This is a genomic window from Weissella sp. ESL1177 (assembly GCF_058107185.1).
In genome coordinates, this window is the sequence record NZ_CM176591.1 from 1,846,061 (window position 1) to 1,871,091 (window position 25,031).

General features: G+C 36.2%; 28 protein-coding genes. 22 read left to right on the forward strand and 6 right to left on the reverse strand.

The genetic code is table 11. The features are described 5' to 3' along the window. The first annotated feature begins 154 nt into the window (after positions 1-154). From AC3B5D_RS08905 to AC3B5D_RS08935, 7 genes are all read left to right on the forward strand, one after another. The gene (locus tag AC3B5D_RS08905; protein ID WP_489840379.1) at positions 155-1,084 is read left to right on the forward strand and encodes a phosphate/phosphite/phosphonate ABC transporter substrate-binding protein; all 930 of its coding nucleotides are present in this window, start codon (positions 155-157) and stop codon (positions 1,082-1,084) included. Positions 1,085-1,207: 123 nt separating this feature from the next. Next, entirely contained in the window at positions 1,208-1,972 is a 765-nt protein-coding gene (gene phnC / locus AC3B5D_RS08910; protein ID WP_489840378.1) for a phosphonate ABC transporter ATP-binding protein, read from the forward strand. A gap of 3 nt (positions 1,973-1,975) precedes the next feature. After that, positions 1,976-2,758, forward strand: a complete 783-nt coding sequence (gene phnE / locus AC3B5D_RS08915) for a phosphonate ABC transporter, permease protein PhnE (protein WP_489840377.1) — start codon at positions 1,976-1,978, stop codon at positions 2,756-2,758. After that, positions 2,758-3,552, forward strand: coding sequence for a phosphonate ABC transporter, permease protein PhnE (gene phnE / locus AC3B5D_RS08920; RefSeq protein ID WP_489840376.1), 795 nt, complete (start codon positions 2,758-2,760; stop codon positions 3,550-3,552). The genes phnE (AC3B5D_RS08915) and phnE (AC3B5D_RS08920) overlap by 1 nt, the downstream gene beginning before the upstream one ends. A 159-nt stretch (positions 3,553-3,711) precedes the next feature. Next, positions 3,712-5,271 (forward strand): bifunctional metallophosphatase/5'-nucleotidase, encoded by a 1,560-nt coding sequence (locus tag AC3B5D_RS08925; protein WP_489840375.1) that lies wholly within the window; start codon positions 3,712-3,714, stop codon positions 5,269-5,271. A 344-nt stretch (positions 5,272-5,615) separates the two neighbouring features. Then, positions 5,616-6,344 (forward strand): threonine/serine exporter family protein, encoded by a 729-nt coding sequence (locus tag AC3B5D_RS08930; protein ID WP_489840607.1) that lies wholly within the window; start codon positions 5,616-5,618, stop codon positions 6,342-6,344. Then, positions 6,341-6,790, forward strand: coding sequence for a threonine/serine exporter family protein (locus tag AC3B5D_RS08935; protein WP_489840374.1), 450 nt, complete (start codon positions 6,341-6,343; stop codon positions 6,788-6,790). Before AC3B5D_RS08930 ends, AC3B5D_RS08935 begins: the two co-directional genes overlap by 4 nt. A 123-nt stretch (positions 6,791-6,913) precedes the next feature. Here AC3B5D_RS08935 and AC3B5D_RS08940 read toward each other — a convergent pair whose 3' ends face one another. Beyond that, a complete protein-coding gene (locus AC3B5D_RS08940; RefSeq protein ID WP_489840373.1) occupies positions 6,914-7,192 on the reverse strand; it encodes a PspC domain-containing protein in 279 nt (92 codons plus the stop codon). A gap of 116 nt (positions 7,193-7,308) precedes the next feature. Here AC3B5D_RS08940 and AC3B5D_RS08945 point away from each other — a divergent pair, with 116 nt between their 5' ends. The 4 genes from AC3B5D_RS08945 to AC3B5D_RS08960 are packed head-to-tail and all read left to right on the forward strand — an operon-like array spanning position 7,309 to position 9,771. Then, entirely contained in the window at positions 7,309-7,632 is a 324-nt protein-coding gene (locus tag AC3B5D_RS08945; RefSeq protein WP_489840372.1) for a PadR family transcriptional regulator, read from the forward strand. Further along, entirely contained in the window at positions 7,622-8,254 is a 633-nt protein-coding gene (locus AC3B5D_RS08950; protein ID WP_489840371.1) for a DUF1700 domain-containing protein, read from the forward strand. The genes AC3B5D_RS08945 and AC3B5D_RS08950 overlap by 11 nt, the downstream gene beginning before the upstream one ends. Beyond that, complete coding sequence (locus AC3B5D_RS08955; protein ID WP_489840370.1) at positions 8,247-9,185, forward strand: DUF4097 family beta strand repeat-containing protein; 939 nt, start codon at positions 8,247-8,249, stop codon at positions 9,183-9,185. The genes AC3B5D_RS08950 and AC3B5D_RS08955 overlap by 8 nt, the downstream gene beginning before the upstream one ends. Positions 9,186-9,219: 34 nt before the next feature. Further along, the gene (locus AC3B5D_RS08960; protein WP_489840606.1) at positions 9,220-9,771 is read left to right on the forward strand and encodes a DNA-3-methyladenine glycosylase I; all 552 of its coding nucleotides are present in this window, start codon (positions 9,220-9,222) and stop codon (positions 9,769-9,771) included. A gap of 261 nt (positions 9,772-10,032) precedes the next feature. On the opposite strand, the gene AC3B5D_RS08965 is transcribed toward AC3B5D_RS08960, so the two are convergent. Then, positions 10,033-10,932 carry a YihY/virulence factor BrkB family protein gene (locus tag AC3B5D_RS08965; protein WP_489840369.1) on the reverse strand — a complete coding sequence of 300 codons (900 nt, stop codon included), beginning with the start codon at positions 10,930-10,932 and terminating at the stop codon, positions 10,033-10,035. A 176-nt stretch (positions 10,933-11,108) separates the two neighbouring features. Here AC3B5D_RS08965 and AC3B5D_RS08970 point away from each other — a divergent pair, with 176 nt between their 5' ends. Both AC3B5D_RS08970 and AC3B5D_RS08975 read left to right on the forward strand, forming a co-directional pair. Next, positions 11,109-11,507, forward strand: coding sequence for a LysM peptidoglycan-binding domain-containing protein (locus tag AC3B5D_RS08970; RefSeq protein WP_489840368.1), 399 nt, complete (start codon positions 11,109-11,111; stop codon positions 11,505-11,507). 205 nt (positions 11,508-11,712) lie between these two features. Next, positions 11,713-13,098 carry an MFS transporter gene (locus AC3B5D_RS08975; RefSeq protein WP_489840367.1) on the forward strand — a complete coding sequence of 462 codons (1,386 nt, stop codon included), beginning with the start codon at positions 11,713-11,715 and terminating at the stop codon, positions 13,096-13,098. Positions 13,099-13,248: 150 nt separating this feature from the next. On the opposite strand, the gene AC3B5D_RS08980 is transcribed toward AC3B5D_RS08975, so the two are convergent. Both AC3B5D_RS08980 and AC3B5D_RS08985 read right to left on the reverse strand, forming a co-directional pair. Beyond that, positions 13,249-14,271: a branched-chain amino acid aminotransferase gene (locus AC3B5D_RS08980; protein WP_489840366.1), complete on the reverse strand. Its 1,023-nt coding sequence runs from the start codon at positions 14,269-14,271 to the stop codon at positions 13,249-13,251. A 54-nt stretch (positions 14,272-14,325) separates the two neighbouring features. Further along, complete coding sequence (locus AC3B5D_RS08985; protein ID WP_489840365.1) at positions 14,326-15,345, reverse strand: ketopantoate reductase family protein; 1,020 nt, start codon at positions 15,343-15,345, stop codon at positions 14,326-14,328. 688 nt (positions 15,346-16,033) lie between these two features. On the opposite strand from AC3B5D_RS08985, the gene AC3B5D_RS08990 reads away from it, so the two are divergent. The 6 genes from AC3B5D_RS08990 (at position 16,034) to AC3B5D_RS09015 (ending at position 19,994) form a co-directional block, all read left to right on the forward strand. Next, positions 16,034-16,870: an HAD family hydrolase gene (locus tag AC3B5D_RS08990; RefSeq protein ID WP_489840364.1), complete on the forward strand. Its 837-nt coding sequence runs from the start codon at positions 16,034-16,036 to the stop codon at positions 16,868-16,870. After that, positions 16,863-17,816 (forward strand): LacI family DNA-binding transcriptional regulator, encoded by a 954-nt coding sequence (locus AC3B5D_RS08995; RefSeq protein WP_489840363.1) that lies wholly within the window; start codon positions 16,863-16,865, stop codon positions 17,814-17,816. Before AC3B5D_RS08990 ends, AC3B5D_RS08995 begins: the two co-directional genes overlap by 8 nt. A 36-nt stretch (positions 17,817-17,852) precedes the next feature. Continuing rightward, positions 17,853-18,323, forward strand: coding sequence for a YbaK/EbsC family protein (locus AC3B5D_RS09000; RefSeq protein WP_489840362.1), 471 nt, complete (start codon positions 17,853-17,855; stop codon positions 18,321-18,323). 37 nt (positions 18,324-18,360) lie between these two features. Continuing rightward, the gene (locus tag AC3B5D_RS09005; RefSeq protein ID WP_489840361.1) at positions 18,361-18,843 is read left to right on the forward strand and encodes a GNAT family N-acetyltransferase; all 483 of its coding nucleotides are present in this window, start codon (positions 18,361-18,363) and stop codon (positions 18,841-18,843) included. A 68-nt stretch (positions 18,844-18,911) separates the two neighbouring features. After that, positions 18,912-19,361, forward strand: coding sequence for a DUF3290 family protein (locus tag AC3B5D_RS09010; RefSeq protein WP_489840360.1), 450 nt, complete (start codon positions 18,912-18,914; stop codon positions 19,359-19,361). A gap of 3 nt (positions 19,362-19,364) precedes the next feature. Continuing rightward, entirely contained in the window at positions 19,365-19,994 is a 630-nt protein-coding gene (locus AC3B5D_RS09015) for a DUF421 domain-containing protein (RefSeq protein WP_489840359.1), read from the forward strand. A 255-nt stretch (positions 19,995-20,249) separates the two neighbouring features. On the opposite strand, the gene AC3B5D_RS09020 is transcribed toward AC3B5D_RS09015, so the two are convergent. Beyond that, entirely contained in the window at positions 20,250-21,221 is a 972-nt protein-coding gene (locus tag AC3B5D_RS09020; protein WP_489840358.1) for an AEC family transporter, read from the reverse strand. A 116-nt stretch (positions 21,222-21,337) separates the two neighbouring features. Here AC3B5D_RS09020 and AC3B5D_RS09025 point away from each other — a divergent pair, with 116 nt between their 5' ends. Then, entirely contained in the window at positions 21,338-21,778 is a 441-nt protein-coding gene (locus tag AC3B5D_RS09025) for a cytidine deaminase family protein (protein ID WP_489840357.1), read from the forward strand. A gap of 194 nt (positions 21,779-21,972) precedes the next feature. Here the strand turns inward: AC3B5D_RS09025 and AC3B5D_RS09030 are convergent, their stop codons facing one another. Continuing rightward, a complete protein-coding gene (locus tag AC3B5D_RS09030; RefSeq protein ID WP_489840356.1) occupies positions 21,973-23,379 on the reverse strand; it encodes an oligosaccharide flippase family protein in 1,407 nt (468 codons plus the stop codon). Between the two features lie 161 nt (positions 23,380-23,540). Here AC3B5D_RS09030 and AC3B5D_RS09035 point away from each other — a divergent pair, with 161 nt between their 5' ends. Together AC3B5D_RS09035 and AC3B5D_RS09040 are read left to right on the forward strand one after the other, a co-directional pair. Beyond that, on the forward strand, positions 23,541-24,185 hold the full coding sequence (locus AC3B5D_RS09035) for an ABC transporter ATP-binding protein (protein WP_489840355.1): 645 nt from the start codon (positions 23,541-23,543) through the stop codon (positions 24,183-24,185). Continuing rightward, complete coding sequence (locus tag AC3B5D_RS09040; RefSeq protein ID WP_489840354.1) at positions 24,185-24,946, forward strand: ABC transporter permease; 762 nt, start codon at positions 24,185-24,187, stop codon at positions 24,944-24,946. Before AC3B5D_RS09035 ends, AC3B5D_RS09040 begins: the two co-directional genes overlap by 1 nt. Positions 24,947-25,031 lie beyond the last annotated feature (85 nt).

Here is a 25,031-nt window from a genome sequence, read left to right on the forward strand (position 1 = left end):
TAATTGGTACAAACCAATTAGATAAAACGTTTTACAATAAAAGTGAACGATATAAATCATTGACGTTTTTAACGTTCGTTGATATTATTTAAGTAACCTTTAAGCATAACTATACATAGCGTGTATCAGACAAACATTAAGGAGTATAAAGGGCATGTTTAAGAAAATTGTAGCGGGAGCCACTGTCGCAATGTTAGCAACAACTGTTGTATCAGCGATACCAGCAGTTAATGCGGACGCAGCTTCAAAAGTTGATTTGAAAGAGTTGAACGTACAATTCGTACCTTCATCACAAGCAGATACGATCCAGGCAAAGGCTAAGCCATTGGAAAAGTTGTTGAAGAAGCAATTAGGTATTCCAGTTCACGTTACGATCTCAACTGATTACAATACAGTTGTCGAAGCAATGGGATCAGGCAAGGTTGATATGGGCTTCTTGCCACCTGATCCTTATGTGCAAGCACATAAGCAATATGGCGCAAAAGTTATTTTGCAGTCACAACGTTATGGTATCAATGATAAGAAAAATGATGGTTCTGATACTGACAAGTTAGTTGATTACTATCGGGCACTGGTTGTTGTCAAGAAGGATTCAAGCATTAAGAATGTTAAAGATTTGAAGGGCAAGAAGATTGCTGTTCAAAATCCAACGTCAGATGCTGGTTACATTTTCCCTGTTGTTGATTTGAACAAGAAGGGCATGAATGTTGTTAAGAATTCTAAACTAGTCACGGTTAAGGGACATGATCAAGGAATTATCTCAGTCGTTAATGGTGATACAGATGCTGCGTTTGTCTTTGATGATGCTCGTAACCTTGTTAAAAAGGATAATCCTGATGTCTTTAAAGATACACGTGTACTAGCTTACACAGCAAAGATTCCTAACGATACCATTACATTGCGTAAGGGTATCTCAAAGGCTGATACAAAGACCATTCAAAAGGCAATGATCAAGGTATCAAAGACAGCTAAGGGTAAGCAAGTTATGAAGGATGTTTACAGTTGGGCTGGTGTTTCAAAGTCAAAGGATTCAAACTTTGACACAGTTCGTAAGTATCAAAAGCAAGTTGAAAACATTAACTAAAAATCTATCATAAGCATATCTAAAAGTGAGTCTTGTCATGATGGTTTATGACAGGGCTCGCTTTAATACATATTTGAAAATATATAATTTTTTTCGGGTTATATAGGATAGGATGGCATAATTATGGCTAATGGTGCAGGCACCATAAAAATTAATAATGTTTCTAAGATTTACCCTAATGGGACCATTGGGTTGGATCATATTAATCTGGATATACAGTCAGGCGAATTTGTCGTGATTGTTGGTTTATCTGGTGCTGGTAAGAGTACATTATTAAGAGCAATCAATCGACTTCATGATGTGAGCGAAGGCGAAATTTTACTCGATGGCGTTGATATTACGAAAGCTAAAGGCAAGCAATTACGGGAACAACGACGTAATATTGCGATGATTTTCCAAAATTTTAACTTAGTAAAACGAGCAACCGTTGCACGTAATGTGTTAGCTGGTCGAGTAGGGTATTATTCAACCTTCAAAAGTACTTTTGGCTTATTTTCTAAGGAAGATAAAGAAAAAGCGGCTGCTACTTTGGATCGTGTCAATATGTTGGATAAATATTATATACGTGCAGATGAGTTATCTGGTGGGCAACAACAACGTGTTGCGATTGCCCGTTCAATGATGCAATCGCCAAATATTGTTTTAGCCGATGAACCAATTGCCTCACTTGATCCAAAAACAACAAAAATGGTGATGGATGATTTGCAACATCTGAATGATATGGGGATGACAGTTGTTGTTAATTTGCACAGTGTGTCATTGGCGATGGCGTATGCAACGCGAATTATTGGGCTACGTGGTGGTCAATTAGTTTATGATAAACCAATTGCTGAAGTCAACGCAGATGATTTCGATGGTATTTATGCTGAAGCGGGAGATGAGGAGTAAGCTATGAACGCAACTTTACCTGAACGCCAATTCAGTGAAAAGTGGCATGTTAAGGGCATTTTGTCTGTCCTCCTATTTGTCCTCATTTTTATTGGATCGGGTTATAAAACTGGCGCAACTGCAAACTTTAGTTGGGATCAATTTTGGCAATTATTGATTCGTATGATGCACCCAGATTGGACATTTATTTCTTCAATTATTACACCGATTGCACAAACGATTCAGATGGCACTTGTTGGGACCTTATTAGGGACAATTATTGCTGTACCATTTAGTTTGTTAGCAGCACGAAATATCGTTAAAAATACTTATTTACGCGGGATTATTCGTTTCTTTTTGAATTTGGTTCGCGCGTTACCAGATTTGTTGTTAGCGGCTGTTTTTGTTGCCATTGTCGGCATTGGACCAATGGCTGGTGTTGGTGCATTGACAATTTTTAGTTTTGGGATGATTTCTAAATTGTTCTACGAAGCGATTGAAACGATTGATGATGGACCAATTGAGGCACTCACTTCTGTTGGTGCGAATGGCATTCAGAAAATTGTTTTCGCTGTTATACCACAGGTTATGAATCAATTTTTAAGTTATTTTCTATATACATTAGAAATTAATGTCCGTGCCTCTACCGTACTTGGTTATTTAGGTGCCGGTGGTGTCGGTTTGTATTTGGATCAAACTTTATCGTTATTCCGTTACGATCGTACGGCTATTGTTATTTTAGCAATTTTGGTAGTTGTTATTGTCGTTGATGGTATTTCAAATCGACTACGGGAGGCGTTGGCATAATGCAAAAAATTCAACGAAATCCGTGGCAAAAGTATGGTCCATGGATCATAACGATCTTAGTTGTGTTAATCTTTGTTTGGGCTTTTTCAGGTATTCCACTATCAACTGTGAAACCACAGGCGGTGGCGGTGACTAAGTCAATTATTCATGGTTTGTTCCATCCAGACTGGTCGTATGTTTATACTGGGGATGGTGAAGATTTGGTTAGTGCTTTGATTGAGACATTAGCCATTGCGTTCCTTGGAACATTTATTTCAGCTATTCTAACATTACCCTTTGCCTTTTTGGCCGCTCGAACGAAGAAAGGTTTCTTCACACCACGTTCGACGATTGGAAAATTAATTTTAACAATTATTCGAGTCTTTCCAGAAATTGTTTTGGCCATTATGTTTATTAAAGCAGTTGGACCAGGCGCTTATGCTGGTGTTTTGGCTGTTTCGATTCATTCCATTGGCATGTTAGGAAAATTGTTTTCGGAAGCAATTGAAAATATTGATCGTGGTCCGAACGAAGCAATTATCGCAGCGGGTGGCTCAGCTTTAGATGGACTGACTTTAGCAACCATTCCCGCTGTCATGCCAGAGTTTATGAATTATACACTTTACCGCTTTGAAATTGCGGTTCGCTCGGCTGCCATATTGGGAATTGTTGGTGCTGGTGGTATTGGTGCACCATTGATTTTTGCGCTACAGACGCGCCAGTGGTCTAAAGTTGGTATCATATTGTTAGGGATTATCGTGATGGTGACTGTGATTGATTTCTTATCTGGTCAATTACGTAAGCGTTTAGTTTAATGATGAAACTAATATGAATGAAATAGTGTATTGAGGAGATTTAAAGCAATGGGCATTGCGACGATCTTTTGGTACACGTCTAAGAGCTAGCGATCTACCAAATAAAGGGTTAGATTGCTGGCCCTTTCAGTTTAAAGTGATTAAGTAAGGGAGAATAACATGCAAGTAGCAATACTTTCAACGTCGGATGTGCACGGCTACATTCGGGCAGATGATTTTCGACGGCCATTATCAAATGATGGTCTTGGTCTAACGAGGGCAGCAACGATCATTGGTCAGTATAAGCAACAAGCTAAAACAGCAGGCGACGTTGTTTTAACCATTGAAAATGGTGATTTTATTCAAGGGTCACCGCTAACAAATTATATTGAAAAAGTAACACCTGATCAGGTAGACATTTATCAACAATTAGCTGATGAAATTGGTTATGATGTGCGAATCTTAGGTAATCATGAATTTAATTTTGGGCGAACATATATTGAAAAGGTCTTTGCGACAACACCTAATTTGTTAAATGCCAATATACTAGATGAACAGACGCAACAACCTTTTGTAGGGCAGGCATACAAAATTTTTGATCGGGCAGGTATTAAGATTGGGGTAATTGGCTTAACGACACAATTTATTCCACATTGGGAGCAGCCTGCTCATATTACAGGATTATTGTTTGAGGATCCGGTTGTTGTTGCCAAAAAATTGATTAAAGAGTTACGGCCACAAGTTGACGTTCTTGTGTTAGCTTATCATGGCGGTTTTGCGGAAGATTTGCAAACGGGTAAGCCAATAGAACGTGTTACGTCTGAAAATCAAGGTTTTCAACTACTACAATTATCAGGTGTTGATGCACTTGTCACAGGGCATCAACATCGTGAAATTGCAGAGGTTGTTCATGGTGTACCGACAACCCAACCAGGTTATCGTGGTGACCATGTTGGATTGATGACGATTACTCTAGATGATAAGAAACACCGCACGGCAGCTACTGCAGAATTATTGACGACTGGTACTGTACCAGAACGGCAAGATATTGTGACAACAATTGACCCATTACAAAAGCAAGTCAATGCTTGGTTAGACACACCAGTGGGTTATGTCGGAGACAATATGACCATTACTGATCATTTTGCAGCACGGTTGCATAATCACCCATTTATTGAACTAGTCAATCGCGTTCAAATGGCAGCAACGGGAACGCAAATCTCTAACACCGCGCTATTCAATAATGAAGTTCGGGGGTTAATGAATGCGGTAACACAACGTGATATTATGACAAATTATATTTTTCCGAACACATTAGTAGTTGAAAAATTAACGGGTCAAGATATAAAAGATGCCTTAGAGGTTAATGCGCGATATTTTAAGCTTGATGACACAGAACAACCAGCAATCAATCCATTGTTTACGACACCAAAAGTACAACATTATAATTATGATATTTGGAGTGGTATTGACTATACAATTGATATTCGTCGACCAATGGGTGATCGTGTTGTTGTAGTACGAAAAGATGGTCAAGCGCTTGACATGACAGCAACTTATGAAGTAACGATGAATAATTATCGTGCAGGTGGTGCGGGTAACTTCCCAATGTTTTCGATGACTAAAGCCGTTCGAGAAGTACAACGTGAAACAGCTGACTTAATCGGCGAATATATCATGGATCATCCAAAGATTCAGATTGCACAGCCAACTAATTTGCAGGTTATTTGGCAAGATTAAATCAATATTCATTAAAAAATGTTTTGACCAGGGTGATGGACATGACACTCAGAAAAAATGATATTTGTGTTGATTTATGAACGATGTTATTGCCATCGGCATGTTCGTGCTAGCTTTGCTGAATTTGTGATAACGATGACCAAGTAAGATGAGATGATAAAACATTTAAAGACCTAGTAGCCAAATTTTGTTAGCTATTAGGTCTTTAAATAGCGTGATAACAAATAAATAGTTGCTATAAAATACTTTGTTGACATGCTATGATTTATTTACGAAATCAATGTTTTTGGGAGGTAAAAAATGTGGTCAAAGAAAAATTAGATCATATTATTGATGTGTGTGGTATGGTCGCAAGAATTTTACTTGAGAACGGTGCTGAAACGACTCGAGTAGAATCAACCATTACTTACATTGGTAAAGCTGCTGGGATTGGTTTAAATTGCCATGCAACGATGACGGCTATTTTTATTAGTACCGAAAATGGGGCAACTACGCACTTGGTTAAACCGAATATTTCATCTTTTAATTTACAAAAAGTAGATGAGATCAATACGTTGTCACGACAATTCTCAGCTCATGAAATCGATTTTAGTGAATTGGCACGTAAAGTACAGCTAATTGATCATAAAGTCATTGATTTTACTTGGCCACAAAAAATTATTGGTGCCGGATTTGTTTCAGTGGCGCCAATGTTACTTTTTAAAGCCACATGGTCTGATTTAGCATGCGCTTTTTTAATCGGTATTTTAGGTTATCTTGCTGCACAGTGGGGAAATCAACAGGCAACAGCACCTTATTTTAGTGCCATTGTTGGGGGCTTTGTCATTAGTTTGCTAGCAACTTTTTTACAACGCATTGGCATAGCCGATAGTGCTGCTAATATTATGATTAGTGCGTTAATGCCTCTTGTACCGGGGGTACCATTGACTAACTCTTTGCGTGAAATGATTGATCGAGACATTATTTCTGGTTTGGTACGTGGTGTCGATGCGATGATGATTGCTGGTTCAATTGGCATTGGTGCTATTGTTGGTAGTTTTATCGTCCATTTTGTAATGGGAGGTATCTCATGACATTTTTATGTGGCTTTATTTTTAGTTTTCTATCAACAGTTGGTTTTGGTATTATTACGAATGTGCCTCGTCGTGTTTTATTATCTGCCGGTATCACAGGCGCTTGTGGATGGACAGTGTATTTATTCACTGTGCAGATGACCCCCAATATTATTTTACAAAATTTTTTAGCGGCCTTAACGATTGGTCTCTTGGGTAACGTTGCAGCTATTTTAATGAAGGCACCGGTTAATATGATTTATGTGCCTAGTTTAGTATCACTAGTACCAGGTATTATTATCTATACAAGCTTAAAAGAATTTACGCTAGGTCATTATTTAAATGCCGGTCGTCATTTGATCAAAACGTTGGTCATTGCGTTGGCGATTGATATTGGTTTTGCGATTGCGGAATCTCTATTTAGGAGGATGCTACGTCCCCGCTTGAAAGCGATTAATAAAAAGTGACCGTTAAAATTAAGAGGCACCCAATCAGTTTGTTTACAGCGATTGGGTGCCTCTTAGATTAGCAGTCTTTTATTTTGAACAATTTTTCATATAACGCGTCTATTAAATTGAGACATGCAATTACTAAATTTGATCGTCTTCATCGGGGGTAACATCACGACGCTTTTCATCAGCATTTTCATCAAAACGATATTTGTATTGATTTTTTTTTGGCGAATCAGGCATAATCACAACTGCAACGATATAGATAAAAACGAATGGGAAGAATCCCGTAAAAATAGTGGCCGCTGCAAACAGTAAACGAACTAATGATGCATCTAAATCAAAATATTCTGAAATACCACCTAGGACACCTGATAAAACACGATCATTTGATTTTGTTAATTTCTTATCTTTGTTCATAATATTTCTCACTTTCTCCCAAAGTATTAGGGATTAAAACACTTTACAGACGAGTCTATATTCCTTATACTTGTATTATATTATATGTCTTATAGTATTGTAAAGGAAGATTAGTTATGGCAATGCAGTTATCAAGCGATTTAATGGATGGTCTGGTATTAGCGCTGCTTTCTGAAGAAGATTTATATGGTTATGCTTTAACAAAGCAGGTTCAAGAGCGATTTGCTGTCTCTGAATCTACGATGTATCCAGTCCTACGCCGTTTAAAAAAACGTGACTGGGTAACCACTTATGATGAACCTTTTGAAGGTCGTAATCGCAGATATTATAAAATATCTCAGTTGGGTCGACAAGAAATGAAGCGTATCCAAGATGAATGGCGTGATTTTAGTAATAAAATCAATACGTTAATCCTACAAGGAGACATCGATGGAAAATAGTATTTATTTTACACAAGTAAAAAATTATTTACAGCAATTAACGCCTGAAGAACAAGAAGATGTGATCCGCTTTTATCAAGAGTATACAACCGATGCGCAATTATCTGGTGAACGGTTAATTTCTGAATTGGGGACACCAAAACAATTAGCACGACGTATATTAGTCGATTATTCATTGCGCCTTGAAGAGGACAAAGCATACCAAACTGGACATGATGTGAGTCATCAGGAACATCAAAATTGGTTAAAACGAGAATTTAATTTAATTAGTATTGTTTTAGAAGGATTACTGACATCGGTGGTTTGGTTACCAGCCATGTTATTGATACTAATTTGTTTATTTGCGACAATCAGTATCGCTGTTTTTGTTGTGGTCGTCCTAATTTATTACCTAATGACGGGGTTATTCCAAATTGTCGGTGGTATTGCGATATTACCAACTAATTGGGCGACTGGTTTATATCAAGGTGGGATTGGCCTGATTATTGTTGGCTTACAGTTAGTCGCTTGGCCAATTGGTGTGATGATTGTTCGCTTAGTGTTTCGCGGTTTAATGCACTTTGTGAAGTATGTTGGTCGTAAATTTTCTCATAAGGGCAAAGGGGTGACGCATCATGCATAAGGGATTTCGATATATTTTAACAGGGTTTATCGTCATTTCTTTTGGCGTTATTATTATGCTGATTGGCTTAGCACATGATGGACAAAATAATTTAGGGTGGCATAACGGACACTTTGAAGTATCACAGATTAAAACAGTACATCGTGAGGTTAAATTTGTGAACAAAATTGATATTGAAACGGATAATGTGCCAGTTATTTTTCAAACAAGTAAACAAAAAAACGTGACGATTGCTGGTCGGATTACTAATCCAGACTTTTTACATGTTGTCCAAAGTGGTCATCAGTTAAAAATACACTATATCCCCAATCAAGAGAAGGGTTATGAAGTTGGTTTCGGTAAGCATGAACCTGAGAAATTGATTGTTACGATACCTGCTAATAAAAAATTAAATGAATATCGTCAATCTGCAATGGATGGCATGATGACAATTTCAAATTTACAAGCAACGCGTGCTATCTTAACCGCATCAGATTCGGATATTCATCTTAATCAAACAAAGTTACATAGTTTATCAGTTTCGGCGCACTCAGCGACAGTGGCTTTAAAAAAGGCACAGGTTTCACAAACAACTTTGAATGGTAGTGATAGTCATATCAACACAGACCAAGCTAATCTTGGTCGCTTAATGTTATCGGCAGATGAAAGTAAAGTGACATTGCAGCAGACGACGGCAGATACAAGCGCGATTCAAATGACAAGTGGTCATGTGAAACTACTGGATAGCCAGTTAACAGGACATAATATCATGACAATTATGGATGGTTCATTAAAGGTCGTTGGTTTATCTAATGTTGGCTTACAGATGCAAACAACTGCAGGACACATTAAAGTTAATGGGACGAATTATGGTACTAATTATTTAGATGATTTGGCAACGAATAATCAATTAAATGTTGATGTCTCAGATGGTAATATTACAGTTAAGTGATTTGGCCCTTGGTAAGGAGGAAGCGATGTCTGATTTGAAGCGTTGTCAATGGGTAGATGAACATGATGATTTGATGGTAGCCTATCATGATACCGAATGGGGTAAACCAGAGCATCGTGAACAAAGACTTTTTGAATTATTGAGTTTAGAAACGTACCAAGCAGGATTAAGTTGGCGAACAGTCTTACATAAACGACAAGCATTTCGACAAGCTTTTGCAAATTATGATTTCATAACAGTGGCTCAATATGATGAACAAGCGGTTGAACGTTTATTACAAAATAAGGCGATTATTCGACATCGGCAAAAAATACAAGCAACGATCAATAATGCGCAAGTTATTTTAGCTTTGCAAGAACGTGGACAAACTTTTGATCGATGGTTGTGGTCGTTTGTCGATCATGTGCCAATTGATCATCATGTCGTCAATTATCAAGCTGTGCCAGCGACAAATGAGTTAGCAATTTTCGTATCAAAGCAGATGAAAAAGATGGGCTTTAAATTTGTTGGTCCAGTGACGATTTATTCTTTCTTACAAGCAATTGGCATCATTAATGATCATGAAGTGACTTGTGCTTATCATTAAGTACAACAAAAAAGCACCAGCAACGTGGGATTGCTGGTGCTTTTTTTAGTATGATGATAACCGAGTTATCATCATACTGACCACAAATAGACGAGTAAGGGGTATTTGTGGTTGTATTTTAAGGAGTAGGTTGTGTAGGTTAGTTAGGCCTACTAGCTAAGTCTTGCGGACTTAGGTTATGAGTCTGCTGTACATATAGTCAAAGGGAAGTTTGTTCCTATTAACAAATACTAATATAGCGCACATTATCCGATAATTCAACTATTTTCTACTATTTTTTCCTGAATTTCGGAATAATAATTTGATCATGTACCAATTACTTGCTCGATCACTAGATCGTGGCGGGAATAGTTCTTCTAAAATACTTGTAATAATGGTTCCAATTAATGAAGCTAAGGCAATAAAATTGAACCACAATAATAAAATAATAGCAGAACTCAAAGCTTGATAAAATGTAAAAGTTTGGGCAGCAAAATTAACATACCATCCGAAAGCCTTTGCTAACCAAATCACGATGGTCACTTGGACAAATGTCCCAACGAAAATCCAAATAATGCGTGGTTTTTTAATTGGTAACAGTGTATTGAATAAAAAAGCGCCAACAAATAGGCCAATGGTGACGACAAGTCGTTTCGCGGATTCAATTTGATAGACAATGTGACTGCTAATTGGTAAAGCTTCTAAAACGTTTGAGCCAATTGAAGCAGTGATTAGCAAAATGCCAATAATACTTATAATAATAATTAGCCAAAACATTGAAATAAAGCGATCAAAAATAGCAACATTATTAGGTTGGACGTTATAAATACCATTTTGAGCAATCCGAATCGCTGAAACGACACGAGACAGTGACCATAGTGTTATGATAATGGATGCTGATAATACGCCAACACCATTTTGACTTAAAATTGACCGAATAACAGGTTCAATAAAGGTGAACACTGATTCAGGGACAGCTGTTTGCGCATATTTTAATGCGGTGTCAATCGTTAGTCCCAAATAAGGTAGTAGGGTTCCTAGGATAACAATAGCTGGAAAAATTGATAATAAGCCAAAGTAAGCAATTGAAGAGCTAGCAGTGACGATATCAACACGTGAAGCAACGTTGATAATGGTTGCAACCAATTTATTATTGAAAAGCAGTTTAAAAAGTTGTTTCACGATGACTATTCTCCTAATCAAATTTGCGTCAATCAATTCATTTTATCAGTAAATCAAACGAAGGTACAATTTCTTGATAATTTAACCGCTGTATAAGTAAAAAAAGATAAAATAGTTCACAGGATATCAAAAAAGATGTTATGATATTCACAATAATAAACAAAGGTGAAGATAAGATGAAATCAAAACGTCCGTCTCGATTTAAATTTTGGCTAGTTATCTTGGTAGGCTATGTTTTGTTATTTGTTATTGGTTTTACATTACCAGTTGCTTATGGTGCATTAACAAATAAAAGCGCACAAACGACAGCAGTTTCAAGTACATCCAGTGCTAGTAGCAGTAGCCACAAAGTTAGTTCAAGTAAATCTTCATCTACAGCTAGCTCAACGACAACAACACAAAGTACTCAGTCGACAAGTGCTACGTCTAATAAGAAAAAAGTTGTTGTGCAATCAGGTGAGACTGCTTATGCCATCGCCACAAAATATGGGTTAACGGTGACAAAATTACAAAACCTCAACCCATCAGTTGATTTGGATAATATGGTCGTTGGTCAGAAATTAAAAATTAAATAAGTCTCTTGATGTGATTAATATTAATGTCAGCAAGAAATAGCTGTTAGTCTAGCGGATGCTATCTGGTAGATTGACAGCTTTTAATATGCTCTAGAAGAGAATAACCTGTACGACAAGTATTTTGTAACATAAAAGATACTTACAACAAGGAAGAAAATGTGCTTAAATAAAAATCAGGCACTTTTATAGAGAATTAGGAGGATTTATGAACGAGGAGAAAGTTTCATCTAAAGTTATTTGGTCCATTGTGGCGACAGCAATTTTAGGATTTTCAGGTATTTTAACGGAAACATCAATGAATGTGACGTTTCCAGAATTAATTCAACAGTTTGGTCAACCAATGGGGACCGTCCAATGGTTGACAACGGCCTATTTACTGGTCGTTGCATTATTGATGCTGACATCAGCACATTTTAATGCGATTTTGAGTAAGCGCCAAACATACATAGTTGGTTGGGTAGCCTTTGTTATCGGAGATATTATTGCAATTATTGCGCCAAATTTTTGGATCTTATTATTAGGCCGTTTAATTATGGCCATCGGAACGGGGTTTGCTTTACCATTAGTATTTAATATTATATTTACCAGTGTCCCAATGTCTCAAATCGGTAAGTACATGGGGTTTGGCACATTGATTATTTCTTTAGCACCCGCATTGGGACCGGTGTACGGTGGTATTGTTGCCTATACACTCGGTTGGCGAGCTATTTTTATGATTATCTTACCAGTCACAATTATCTCATTAATGATTGGTTGGTTTAATCTTGATCGTCAAGTACCAAAGTCGACGAATAAATTTGCACTGGGCCAATTTATTTTAGTTGGTGCTTCATTAACATCAGCTTTGTTAGCGTTAGGACAATTAGAATCAGGAAAAATAACGGCGACGATTATTAGCTTAGCAATTGTTGCAATTGTTGCAATGGCTGGCTTTATTATCGTTGCAAAACGTGCGACGCATCAATTAATTGATTTATCAATTTTTCGTAGTAAGGCAATGGTGATGGCATTGTTAATTTATGCAACATCTCAAGCAATTAACTTGGCAGTTAATTTTGCATTACCACAATATAGTCAACTAACACTTGGGGCAACAACCATGATTGCCGGCTTTATTTTGATGCCAGGTTCATTGTTAGGATCAGCAGTCGCACCTATTTATGGTTCAATGTATGATCTTAAAGGAGCAAATCAGCCGTTAACATGGGGATCGATTGCCTTCTTGATTGTGATGATTATTTTTTCATTTATGGCACCAAGCATTGCTTCGATCGGTCTAACTGTCATTTATGCCCTATTTACGTTAGCACGAAACCTAACTTTTAGTGTGTCAATGACTGCAGGTGTTGCTGAAGTCCAACCACAGCAGGCGGGTGATGTTAATGCCGTTTTTAATACGGTACAACAATTCGTAGGGGCTGTTGGTACGACAGTTGCAGCATTGTTCATTCAGACAACTGGTACAACCAAAGCAGCGATTGCTTCACAAACAGCAACTGGATTTAGTCATTTAATCTGGTTCAGTACGATTATTGTCGCCATCAGCTTTATCTGGTTAGTTATTTTTATGAAGACTAAGACAGCCAAGTAAATTTATTAATAGAATAATAGGTAAGGCGTTGGAATATAAGGCGTTACAATCGGCTTCAAAACGTCTTTTATCCCACTCGCTTTTTTGTTGATAACAATAAAATACCAGATGGTCATCTTTCTTTCAGATGACCATCTGGTATTTTTATTATTAATCAACCGTTTGTGTCCAGCCATAAGGGTCTGGCCGGTCACCGTATTGAATGCCAACGAGCTCATTGTATAGTTTGGTAGTCACTGGACCAGCTTCAGTTTCACTATAAAAAACATGTTTCTGACCGTCATAGGTTAATGAACCAACTGGTGAAATCACAGCAGCAGTTCCCATTGCACCGGCTTCAGCAAATTGGTCAACTTCCGCAAAAGGTACAGGCCGTTCAACCGGGTTTAATCCTTGATCCTTAGCAAGTTGGAGTAAGGAACGTTTCGTGATTGAAGGTAGAATAGAATTTGACTTAGGTGTCACAAATTGGCCTTCTTTTGTGATACCAAAGAAATTTGCACCACCAAATTCATCAACATATTTATGTTCACGAGGATCAAGGAAAAGACAATCTGCATAGCCATCATGATGTGCTTTCGCTGAAGAAAACAAACTACTTGCATAATTACCAGATGTCTTTGCCTGACCAGTACCAGCATAAGATGCACGGTCGTAGTCACTCACTGTATAGGCTGCGGGATTTAAGCCATTAACATAGGCACCAACCGGTGTGGCATAAATGTGAAAGGTATATTCAGTAGCAGGGGCAACACCAACGACAGTTGTTGTACCAATCATAAATGGTCTTAAATAAAGTGAACCACCACTACCATATGGCGGAACGAATGCCTCATTTGCTTTAACTACTTGTTTGACAGCCGCAACGAAATCAGCAACAGGGTAAGGTGCCATTAGCATCCGTTCTGCAGAATTTACCATCCGTTCAGCGTTTAATTCTGGTCGAAATAGATTGATTTTACCATCTTTACGGCGATAAGCTTTTAATCCTTCAAAGACCTCTTGACCGTAATGAAGAACTTCAGCTGCAACGGATAGCTCAATTGTTGAACGAGTGGTTAATTCACCTGGCTGCCACTGACCATCTTTAAACTTTGCTTCAAAGTCATATGGTAAATCATGGTACTCAAAGCCTAGATTTTCCCAATCCAAATTTTCTACTTTTTCCTTCATGTTATATTCTCCTTGTTATTGATCATTGTAAATGATAATGTGTGTGTTTTTGGACTAACTAGCGGTGACAGATGTCTTTTTTTCATGAGCTTTGTCGTCATCAAGGACTTGTTTAATAAACTGGTCAACATCAAATTTGTCGACATATTCCGTGAGGTGGACAAGGTTGCGTAAAAAGTTGTGGGTTGATGCTTCGTAATGATACTTTTTGCCTAAATCATAAAGGTACCCATTGATATAATCAACTTCTGTTTCTCGACCATTGGATAGATCTTGATACATTGATGGGAAATGCAGTGGATTACCAGTTTGACTAACAGAGACAACTTGTTGCCATTCTTCTTGACGTGTCGTCAGTAGTTTGATACCAGCACGTTCGCAGACATCATATGCTTCATCAATTAATTGGACAGCAAGTGCTTTTGTTGTGGGTGCTTGAATAAATTCTCCCATACGAATCCTAAACATTGTACAAAGTGTATTAACAACAGAATTAAAGATGACTTTGGCCATTAATGTACCAGAAAAATTGGTCGTTAAAGTTGGATTCATTCCCGCAACGTCAAAATCTGTCACAATTTGCTGCGTAACGCTATCGGGTTTTTCAGTTTGATTTGCAAAATTAACGGAACCAGCACCTTTTTGACCAATAAAATCGACATCCCCAGCAGCATTTAATACTGTGCCAATCATCGCTGTACCACCAATGACACGTTCTGCTGGAAAATATTGATTAATTTTTTCAATATGTCCCATCCCGTTCATACAAGTTAATACAACTTGATGTTCGTTAAAGAAATGTGCCGAACGTGATAAGAGCTCTTGGAGCAAATATTGTTTTGTAAAGACGATCAGAACATCAGCTTGGCCATCATATTCTTCTGGATAGTAAATATTAATGGGTACTAAGTGTTTATTCTGACCATCCCTAGCAACGTAAACACCGTGTTGTGCACGAATCGTTTCAACCTGTTCTGGCCATGTATCAACAAAATCAACCTCAAAACCAGCTGTTTGTAGTAAGACACCAAAGCGTAAGCCCATGGCACCAGCTCCTAATACTGCATATTTCATTTTATTTGCCTGCTTTCTTAGACGAGTTAGTCATTCCAAGTGAGACAATTTATCACCTTGGCAAGGTGTTGTCTGATTGATATGACAATAGTGATTAGTAATTATTGGACGGTCATTCGTTGTGTTATTAATCGCAGGTTCCATTAGCCATCACCTCCCCAAATTGAAAATTGATATGAAAAAAGCCCTTAACTTTTACCAATTTATTGCTAAAAGTTAAGGGCGCTGACGCACGGTACCACCTTAATATTGTTTTATAAAAAACATCTTACGTACAGTCTATCGACGATACGTTCACATGATAATGGGTGTGCCCCAATGTTGTTTAGTGATTTGTTGAAGTTCACAACATTGCTCAGAGATGATCATTATTAATTTTTGTGTATCGCTTTTCACCAACCAACGACTCTCTAAACACAGCAAGTAATAAAATTCTCTTCATTGCTTTTTAATCATATTTTAATTTAACAAGAGATTAACTCATTCACAATTACTTGTCAATAAAAATTATAAAATTTATGTCATGATGACAAACCATGGTGATGATTAGTTCACTGTTTTCATGGTATCATCAAATTTTTTCTAAAAAGGTAAAATCTTTGTTTACTTTCGTTAGCTTTTTGACACGGAGACTATTTTATAAGTTAAAATAAGGGCAATAATGAGACTAAAGTGAGGAATATGAGTCATGATTAAACAAATATTTTTAGATATGGATGGGACTTTGTTGGATGAACAGGGAGTATTAACAGAGAACACAGTTACGACAATTATTGATGCAAAAATACCAGTTACTTTAGTCTCAGCTCGAGCACCACAGGAAATGATTTTTGCTATTCAAAAATTAGCTCTAACAGCACCACAAGTGGCTTTTAATGGTGGTTTGATTTATCAGTTACAGGATAATCATCTACGAGTTCTTCATACTAATCCGATTGCAAGTCAAGTTAGTATACAATTGGTTCAGTGGTTAGCAAAAAATTATTCAGAAATGAGTTTAAGCTATTATACACAAGATAATTGGTTCGTTAATCGACAAGGACCAGAAGTTGATCGTGAAATTTTGTTTACGGGGATGGTGCCACAGGATACAGCATTATCAACATTACACTCAGATAGTGATTTCGGTATTTTCAAAATTATGCTAATTGATTTGACGGCAACAAAATTGGACGCCATCACGCAGACTATTCTAGATTTGAACTTACCAGGAATCAATGTACAACAATCAGATAGTGAACATTTAGAAATCACAAGTGCAATAGCCGAAAAAGCATTTGGTGTTACTGACATTATGACTCATGAAAAGTTAGCAAAGTCAGAAACAGCAGCTTTCGGGGATGGGTATAATGATTTATCAATGTTTGGTGCAGTTGGAACTGCCATTGCAATGGGCAATGCACCGATTGCTGTGCAACAAGCTGCACAGTATGTTACTAAACCCAATACCGTTGATGGCGTTGCTTATGGAATAAAAAAATTTCTATTGCAAGAAACTGTGAAGAAGGAGAAAAATGATGGCTAATATTAAAGATATTGCACGGTTATCAGGGTATTCAGTCGCAACAGTTTCGCGATATATTAATCAGAATGGCTATGTTTCGACGGCGGCAGCGACGAAAATTCAACAGGTCATTACATCGGTTGACTATGTGCCAAATACGATTGCACGAGATTTGAGTACAGGTAAAACCAAAACGATTGGTGTGGTTGTCCCATTTTTAGAATATGCTTATTTTTCAAAATTATTTGCTGGTATTACAAAAGCAGCGTTTCGTATCGGGTATAACGTGGTGGCTCTAAAATCGAATTATGACGTTAATTTGGAATTAAAGTATTTGGAACAATTACATCAAAAAAATTATGATGGTTTAATTTTTACATCACATGGTTTGTCATTGGATAGTATGTTGACTTATCAGAAATATGGACCAATTGTTTGCTGTCAAAATTTGGGAGATAGGCAATTAGCAGCAGCTTACTCAGTGCGTGAGACGACTTACTTAAAAGTATTTCGTCTATTAAAACAACAAGGTAATCAGCGAATAGCACTAACCTTTAATCGTTATTATGAAGAAAGTCCAACGAGTCGAGCGACAATTGATTGTTATGAACAAATATTTGGTCATAAACCAGAATTACAATATATTTTAACAGGTATATTGGGGTTTGAAGATGGTTATCAAGCAGCAAAAAAGTATTTATCATTACCCGAACCACCAGAGGCAATCTTTGCAAATGGGGATGATATTGCTGCTGGTATTCGTGAATGTTATCGTGACCGCCAACAACCAATGCCTATCTTAATTGGGCAAGATAATGAAATTTCAAGTCGTTTAATGAATATTTCAACCATTGATCATCACTATGAACAAATTGGTCAAAAGGCGGTCGATTTGGTTATTAGTGGGGAAATTTCACATATACCAATTGCATCTGAATTAATTATTCGCCATGGTAAAGTGCGTTAAAAGCAACAGTATAAATCATATGAGGGGGATGTCAGAATGTCTTTTCAGAAAGTAAATGAATATTTCAATCAGTTGGGGTTAGGTGATCGCGTGAAACGCTTTGATAAGTCAAGTGCCACTGTTGTTGAAGCAGCACATGCGTTACATTGTGAACCATCACATATTGCAAAAACGATGTCTTTCTTAGTCAATGAGCAACCAGTGTTAGTTGTGATGGCTGGTGATGCAAAAGTTGATAATCATAACTTTAAAGCGGTCTTTCATAAACGACCTAAGATGATTGCAAGTGACCAAGTAGAATCATATATTGGCCATGCACCTGGTGGTGTTTGCCCCTTTGTTACCAAGGAAGATGTTGCCATTTTCTTAGATGAATCTTTAAAGCGCTTTGATATTGTTTACCCAGCGGCGGGAGACGATCATAGTGCTGTGGCATTATCTCTGGATGAATTAGCACAATATACAAACGCGCACCAATGGGTAGATGTTTGTAAAGATTGGCAGTAACGATGAATGAAGCAATACCATAATAGGAGGTGGCAAAATGATCAATATTCGACCAATTCAACAACGCGATGATAGATATCTTCAAGAACTGATTCAGTCGTTGTTGACGAGGCATCATCTAAATGTGCCAGGAACAGCATATTTTGATCCTGAATTGGCTCATTTGAGTGATTATTATCAAGTAAATGCACAGCGACAATATTTTGTTGCAATTGATGATCAAAATCACGTTCTTGGTGGAGCAGGGATTGCAGAATATGATGAACAAAAAAAGATTGCAGAATTACAAAAATTATATATAGATTATCAGGCGCAAGGACAACATTTAAGTTATCGATTATTAGATCAAGCCATACAGTTTGCGAAAGAAAAAGGGTATCAAAAAATTTATTTGGAAACACATCATGTTTTAACCGTGGCCATTCATGTTTATCAACGTTATGGGTTTACAGAATTAGAGGCACCATTGAATAGTGGGCAACACGCGACCATGGATCGTTTTTTTATAAAATCAATATAAAAATATAAAATGGTGTGTATTATTTTAAGAGTTTGAGACGACATTTTTAAGAGATAAGGAGTTGGACAATGAAGTTTTATACTTATCAATACTTATTAGATAATCAAACACATTTTCCATACTTACGTAGTATTATTATTGCTATTTTAGCCATTGCGTTTATTATTTTGCTGATACGTTATTTATCAAATAAATTAGAGATTAAATATAAGGATCTGGCAATTATTGTCGCGACAGCAATGATTTTAATGTTAGCAATTCAATTTAATGATTATACAAATTTTAGAACCAGTAGTCAGAAAAGTAGTCAAGAAGTATCTTTAGTCAAAGATGTGGCAAAAAAACTAAAAGTTAAACCACAAAAGTTGCTTGTTAATAATTTGCAAACAGGATCTGGTGATATTTTGGTTCGTAGTCCGCGCGGCGACTATCGGGTTATTTTTAATAATGATAGCTCAGAGTATGTCTTAGAGAAAATTAATTTGCGTTCAAATACTGTTACAGTAAAAGAGGATTAAAGTATGTTTTCATATTCAGATATATTTTTGAAACTAGTGATTGGTTTCGTCTTTATTACATTGCTGATTAAATTTAGTGGTAAGGGTAGTTTGGCACCCACATCACCGCTTGATCAAGTACAAAATTACGTTTTAGGTGGGATTATAGGTGGTATTTTATACAATCAAGCAATAACAGTTGCGCAATTTATTGTGATTTTGGCAATTTGGGCGTTATTAATGTTAACGACACGTTATTTAAAGATTCATATTCATTTAATCGGTAAATTTATCGATGGTGAACCGATGACCATTATTTATAATGGCAAATTATTAGTAGAAAACTGTCTACATGCTAATTTGTCAGCAAAGGAAATTGATTTTAAATTACGTGCAGCTGGCGTGTTAGATATTACAACTGTGAAACGTGCGATTCTAGAACAGAATGGTAGTATGACGATTTTAGGCAAAAATGATGAAGATGTTAGATTTCCTGTGATTATTGATGGCAAAGTGGATACGGATGTCTTACAAGTGATGAATAAAGATCAACACTGGTTGGATGAAGAACTTCGTGCTCAGGGAATTGACGATGTCAAAAATGTTTATATGGCAAGATATCGAAATAATAAATGGGATATTGCAACTTATTAAAAAGAGAAACAGCCAACAGATAGAAAAATGAAAATTTCAGCTAGGTTAATTAATGATCATTATGAACGTATATAAACGACATTAGGCGGTAAATTATCGAAATAATTTACCGCCTAAGAAAAGCAAATGATACAATTTTAACTTGTTTGATATGCCTCATTCGGTTTCAATATGAGAGACACTTTTTTATACTTTTTAATTGTTTACGTATTTTTATACCGATAAATAAAGGTGTTGTCATGTCATTTCACTTGTTTAAATAAATAACATGATAATGACAACTGCAAACGGAAAGATGAAGATACTTTCGGTTAGAATACGTGTTGAAAAACCAACATCCATGTTATTTTGTTCGGCTAACATTGGTAATACAGTTAGCATTGGTGTGACGGATTGAATCATCAGGGTTTTAACAAACAGTTCTGGTAGTGCAATCCAACCAAGTAACTGGTTGACCCATAAAACAAGAAACATCATTAGCGGTGAAATGATAAATTTACCACATTGCGCAATGAAATCAATTTTTTCAATTTTCATGTCAGCCATTTGTGTTTTAGCAAGTTGGAGACCTAGAAAAATTAATGATAACGGCGTCACAACATTAGCAACATAATTAAATGCTTGATACAAAAAACCGTGGACAGGTAGTTTAATATTAACCACAAAGAAAATTAAACCAATAACAAAGCCCCACATTGGTGGTGTTAATAAATTCATGACACGTCGCCAAAGCGGTTCATGATGTTTAGCTGGTGCTTGAGGATTATCTTTATAAATTAATTTTACACCAACGCCCCAGGTTGCAATCGTGTTGGCAACGAAATAAGCGAGGAAATAAGGTAAACTTTTGTTACCAAACAAGGCTAGATTTAAAGGTAGACCAACGAATAGCGTATTCGCATTCACAAAAGCATTGATGAATAAACTATGACGTTCTTTACCAAGATGTAAAAGACGACCAATGGGAACGGCAATTAAGAAACACATAATGATAGCAATTGTCGATAACACAAAACCAATAAACAATGTGCTAAAATTTTGCCGGGTGATGTATTTTTGCGAAGAAATGAAGACGGATACTGGTAAAGCAACATTAACGACGATAGTCGATAAATCATTGATAAAGTATGGACTAACTATTTTTGATTTACCAATAATTAAGCCAATGACGATGACTGTAATAATGATCAAAACACTGTTTAGTGAAATTAAAAAAGTGGATAGCATATATGTGTAATCTCCTTAGAAGCACGTTTATGTATTAACAAATATATTTTACGCTTATGTTTTTTAAATGCGAAGTAAATTAGGGAATGTTAGTCAAGGTGAGAGGGGAAAATATCATGGCAGAGTGGCAACAATTGTATGAACAAGCAAAGCAAGAATATGATCCAAAGGAGATAAATCCATTTATTTATGCACATCATGTTGTTTGTGCATTAGAGGCTGAAAATGGGGCAGTTTTTACTGGCTTTTGTATTGAAAGTTGTTCAGGTGTTTGTAACTTATGCGCAGAACGCGTTGCAGCATTGAACATGTATGTTAATAGTGGTCAGACACATATTAAACGGATGATTGCCTTTCGAGATGCAGCTCCTAGTGGTGGTGGTACGGGGATGCCATGTGGTGCTTGCCAAGAATTTTTATTGCAATTAGATCAAAAAAATAAGCAAACAGAGATTATGGTAGATTACCAAAAAGGACAGACGATTACCTTAGGTGAACTTATGCCTAATTGGTGGGGTGACATGCGTTATCATGAAAGCAATGGGACAGTAGACTAAGTAAAAAAATTTTGATGATAGGCAAGCTGAATAACTAATAGCACTAACTGACTAAGCCCAGCGTAAAAATCAATTAGAATAGTCGGACGATATATGATGAAAATTGCCAATGACTTGTTGTATTGCAGGCATCATTTTCTTATTGTTCGGCTATTTTCTTGTTAAGTAGCTTTTGGCTCATCTTCATATTATTTTTAATGAGATATTAATTGTTTAATTTTTTGATGGTATAAGATTGAAACGACTAACAAGTAGAAGACAAATCCTACGAAAATTTCCATAGCAAAATGGTATAAAGAAAAAGAAAGGTGTGCTGTCATGTATGACAGTAATAAAAACATGCTCATTGCAGCAAACAGAAATTTTAAACTATTTAGTAACATGTGTGTGATATTGAGATATTTTTTAGCAACGTAAAATTGATACATTGTGACGACAATTTCAGCACAGATTGTTGCGTAGACGACACCGATATCGTGAAAAATCAAGATGGCAGGGTAATTTAAAATTAAGTTGGTTACTGCACCAAGTGAAACGGAATAAAGATAAAATTTAATTTTTTGAGTGGGTATTAAAAATTGCACACCAATAACATTACTCCAACCAACCAAGATAATGAGAATCGCCTCAACATTAATGTAATGGTTAATACCAATAAATTTATCTGAAAAAAACCACAATGAAAAATCTTCTGATAATGCATAAATACCAGCAATCATTGGAAAGCTTAAAAAACTAGTTATCGAAAAACTTTTGATAATTAGTTTTTTAATTTGTTCTGAGTGGTTGTTTGCGTATAACGCATTAATTCTTGGTATTAAGATAATGCCAGAAGCGGTCACAATGGTTATCAGAATTTTAATGAGACGATCAGCATTTTCAAAATAAGCAACTGCTGTCATGTTGCCAAATAATCCTAATGATGTTTTGTTGATGGTGACATAAAAAACAATCATTATTTCTGGTAGTAGTAATAATAGTGCTGGTTTAATATGTCTGACAATATCAAGATGGTGAAGATTTGGTTTTGTTATTTCATAATGTAAAGTAGCATAAATTGTTAAATTACCAAGTAGAGTAGTCACAGATAAAATGGTGATATACAAGAGCAAATCCGTCGAATCATTGATAAAAATGAGGATACTCAATGTTGATATGATGCGAATCATAAAATTTCGGATAGTAATCAGTTTAAAATTCTCCATACCTTGATATAACCAAGAGATGTCCAAAGCAACTGCGATAATCTGAATAGATTGTGCAAGATAGTAAAGTAAATAATGCCTTTGGGTACAATTAATAAAAATAAGGAAGGTAAACAATGTTAATCCTAGTATCAATAAACGTAAGATAAATAATTCCCAGAAAATTTGTGATCGCAAGGTTTTATTTTGATTGGTAATGGCAATTTGTTGACAGCCGTAGGTCATGCCGATACTACAAATTAAAATAAAATATTGGGTATTTGCAGCAGTAAATGAATGAATACCGAGAGAGGCAGGACCTAAAATACGTGCAATATAGGGCATGGTTAGCAATGGCGTAAATAATGCAAAAATTTGATAAAACGTATTGTAGATATAGTTACGTATTAAATTCATAAAATACCTCGGACAATGAAATTTTATCTTGAAATTATAACGCTAGATGATAAAAATTTATCTAAATTAATTGAACGTACAAAATATGATATTGAGAATATTTTGCACTATTTATGCTATATAATATAGATGAATTAACGATGCCATGGGAAGGTGATTAAATGACGACGATTTTAGAGTTGCAACAAGTGAGCCTTGTAATTGATAAAAAAGAATTGTTAAAAAATATGACATTACAAGTACCAACGGGTTCTTGGTTGACGATTACTGGTCCATCTGGTTCTGGTAAGAGTTTATTACTGAAATTAATTGCTAGTTTATTAACACCAACGACCGGAAACATTTATTTTGATGGGAAAAATCAGCACACGTTTGACAAAGCAACTTATCGACAACAAGTGTCATATTGTTTTCAACAGCCAAGTTTATTTGGTCGAACAGTAAAAGATAACTTAATAATGCCATTCACGATTAGAAATAAAGATTTTGATGAACAAAGGGTGATAACAGCCTTAAATTCAGTTGACTTAACAGCTGATTTTTTAAAAAAAGATATTAAGACATTATCAGGCGGGCAAAAACAACGAGTAGCATTGATTAGAAATTTATTATTTCAACCCCAAATTTTATTGCTAGATGAAATAACAACAGGACTAGATGCAAAAACGAAAGAAATTGTACAACGATTAATACTGACCTATCAAAAAAGAGGGGTCACCATTTTGTCAGTGACTCATGATGAAGGGGAAATTATTAATGCTGACCGCTTAATTCGGATTATTGATGGTGAATTGGAGAAAAAATAATGAATAATGATTTATTGGTGAGCCCAACGGCGTTAACGTTTGCGGTTATTTTGGTGATCATTGCGTTAATTATCAATTTACATGAGAAAATTGGTCTTGAAAAGGATATGATCATCGGTGTTTTCCGAGCAATTATCCAGCTGGTGATTGTTGGTTATGTTTTGACTTATGTCATAAAAACCAATCAATATTGGTTGACGTCATTAATGATATTAATCATCATTTTCAATGCCGCTGCAAATGCGCGTAAACGAGCACATCATATGCCATATGGTTTTTGGATCAGTTTATTTGCGATTACGATTGCGACAGGGGTAACCCTAGCGTTATTAGTAACAACAGGTGTGATCAAATTTGTACCTAGTCAGATGGTGCCAATTTCAGGTATGATTGCAAGTAATGTGATGGTTGCGATTGGATTAGCTTATCGGAGTATGTATGAAAATTTCAATGATCAACGGCAACCCGTTTTAGAAATGTTGGCCTTGGGTGCATCTGCCAAACAAGCATCTATTGAAATTGTGCGACGGGCGATTCGGACAAGTCTCGCACCAACGATTGATTCAGCAAAAACAGTTGGCTTGGTTAGTTTACCAGGGATGATGTCTGGACTAATTTTTGCTGGTGTTGATCCAACCAAAGCAATCATGTATCAAATCATGGTCACTTTTATGTTATTAGCTTCAACAAGTATCGGTAGCGTGATTGCTTGTTATCTGATGTACCCACAATACTATAATCAGGATTTACAATTGCGTTAAATAAAAATTGTTGTTGCAGCAAGGATTCAGGCTTTTAGAACATGATTAAAGACGTCAATCTACCAATTTTAAGTTGATAGGTTGA

Excerpts from the sequence above, each read along its gene's own strand:
- AC3B5D_RS08905 (WP_489840379.1), top strand. The coding sequence starts at position 155 with ATGTTTAAGAAAATTGTAGCGGGAGCCACTGTCGCAATGTTAGCAACA.
- phnC (WP_489840378.1), top strand. The coding sequence starts at position 1,208 with ATGGCTAATGGTGCAGGCACCATAAAAATTAATAATGTTTCTAAGATT.
- phnE (WP_489840377.1), top strand. The coding sequence starts at position 1,976 with ATGAACGCAACTTTACCTGAACGCCAATTCAGTGAAAAGTGGCATGTT.
- phnE (WP_489840376.1), top strand. The coding sequence starts at position 2,758 with ATGCAAAAAATTCAACGAAATCCGTGGCAAAAGTATGGTCCATGGATC.
- AC3B5D_RS08925 (WP_489840375.1), top strand. The coding sequence starts at position 3,712 with ATGCAAGTAGCAATACTTTCAACGTCGGATGTGCACGGCTACATTCGG.
- AC3B5D_RS08930 (WP_489840607.1), top strand. The coding sequence starts at position 5,616 with ATGGTCGCAAGAATTTTACTTGAGAACGGTGCTGAAACGACTCGAGTA.
- AC3B5D_RS08935 (WP_489840374.1), top strand. The coding sequence starts at position 6,341 with ATGACATTTTTATGTGGCTTTATTTTTAGTTTTCTATCAACAGTTGGT.
- AC3B5D_RS08940 (WP_489840373.1), bottom strand. The coding sequence starts at position 7,192 with ATGAACAAAGATAAGAAATTAACAAAATCAAATGATCGTGTTTTATCA.
- AC3B5D_RS08945 (WP_489840372.1), top strand. The coding sequence starts at position 7,309 with ATGGCAATGCAGTTATCAAGCGATTTAATGGATGGTCTGGTATTAGCG.
- AC3B5D_RS08950 (WP_489840371.1), top strand. The coding sequence starts at position 7,622 with ATGGAAAATAGTATTTATTTTACACAAGTAAAAAATTATTTACAGCAA.
- AC3B5D_RS08955 (WP_489840370.1), top strand. The coding sequence starts at position 8,247 with ATGCATAAGGGATTTCGATATATTTTAACAGGGTTTATCGTCATTTCT.
- AC3B5D_RS08970 (WP_489840368.1), top strand. The coding sequence starts at position 11,109 with ATGAAATCAAAACGTCCGTCTCGATTTAAATTTTGGCTAGTTATCTTG.
- AC3B5D_RS08975 (WP_489840367.1), top strand. The coding sequence starts at position 11,713 with ATGAACGAGGAGAAAGTTTCATCTAAAGTTATTTGGTCCATTGTGGCG.
- AC3B5D_RS08980 (WP_489840366.1), bottom strand. The coding sequence starts at position 14,271 with ATGAAGGAAAAAGTAGAAAATTTGGATTGGGAAAATCTAGGCTTTGAG.
- AC3B5D_RS08985 (WP_489840365.1), bottom strand. The coding sequence starts at position 15,345 with ATGAAATATGCAGTATTAGGAGCTGGTGCCATGGGCTTACGCTTTGGT.
- AC3B5D_RS08990 (WP_489840364.1), top strand. The coding sequence starts at position 16,034 with ATGATTAAACAAATATTTTTAGATATGGATGGGACTTTGTTGGATGAA.
- AC3B5D_RS08995 (WP_489840363.1), top strand. The coding sequence starts at position 16,863 with ATGGCTAATATTAAAGATATTGCACGGTTATCAGGGTATTCAGTCGCA.
- AC3B5D_RS09000 (WP_489840362.1), top strand. The coding sequence starts at position 17,853 with ATGTCTTTTCAGAAAGTAAATGAATATTTCAATCAGTTGGGGTTAGGT.
- AC3B5D_RS09005 (WP_489840361.1), top strand. The coding sequence starts at position 18,361 with ATGATCAATATTCGACCAATTCAACAACGCGATGATAGATATCTTCAA.
- AC3B5D_RS09010 (WP_489840360.1), top strand. The coding sequence starts at position 18,912 with ATGAAGTTTTATACTTATCAATACTTATTAGATAATCAAACACATTTT.
- AC3B5D_RS09015 (WP_489840359.1), top strand. The coding sequence starts at position 19,365 with ATGTTTTCATATTCAGATATATTTTTGAAACTAGTGATTGGTTTCGTC.
- AC3B5D_RS09020 (WP_489840358.1), bottom strand. The coding sequence starts at position 21,221 with ATGCTATCCACTTTTTTAATTTCACTAAACAGTGTTTTGATCATTATT.
- AC3B5D_RS09025 (WP_489840357.1), top strand. The coding sequence starts at position 21,338 with ATGGCAGAGTGGCAACAATTGTATGAACAAGCAAAGCAAGAATATGAT.
- AC3B5D_RS09030 (WP_489840356.1), bottom strand. The coding sequence starts at position 23,379 with ATGAATTTAATACGTAACTATATCTACAATACGTTTTATCAAATTTTT.
- AC3B5D_RS09035 (WP_489840355.1), top strand. The coding sequence starts at position 23,541 with ATGACGACGATTTTAGAGTTGCAACAAGTGAGCCTTGTAATTGATAAA.
- AC3B5D_RS09040 (WP_489840354.1), top strand. The coding sequence starts at position 24,185 with ATGAATAATGATTTATTGGTGAGCCCAACGGCGTTAACGTTTGCGGTT.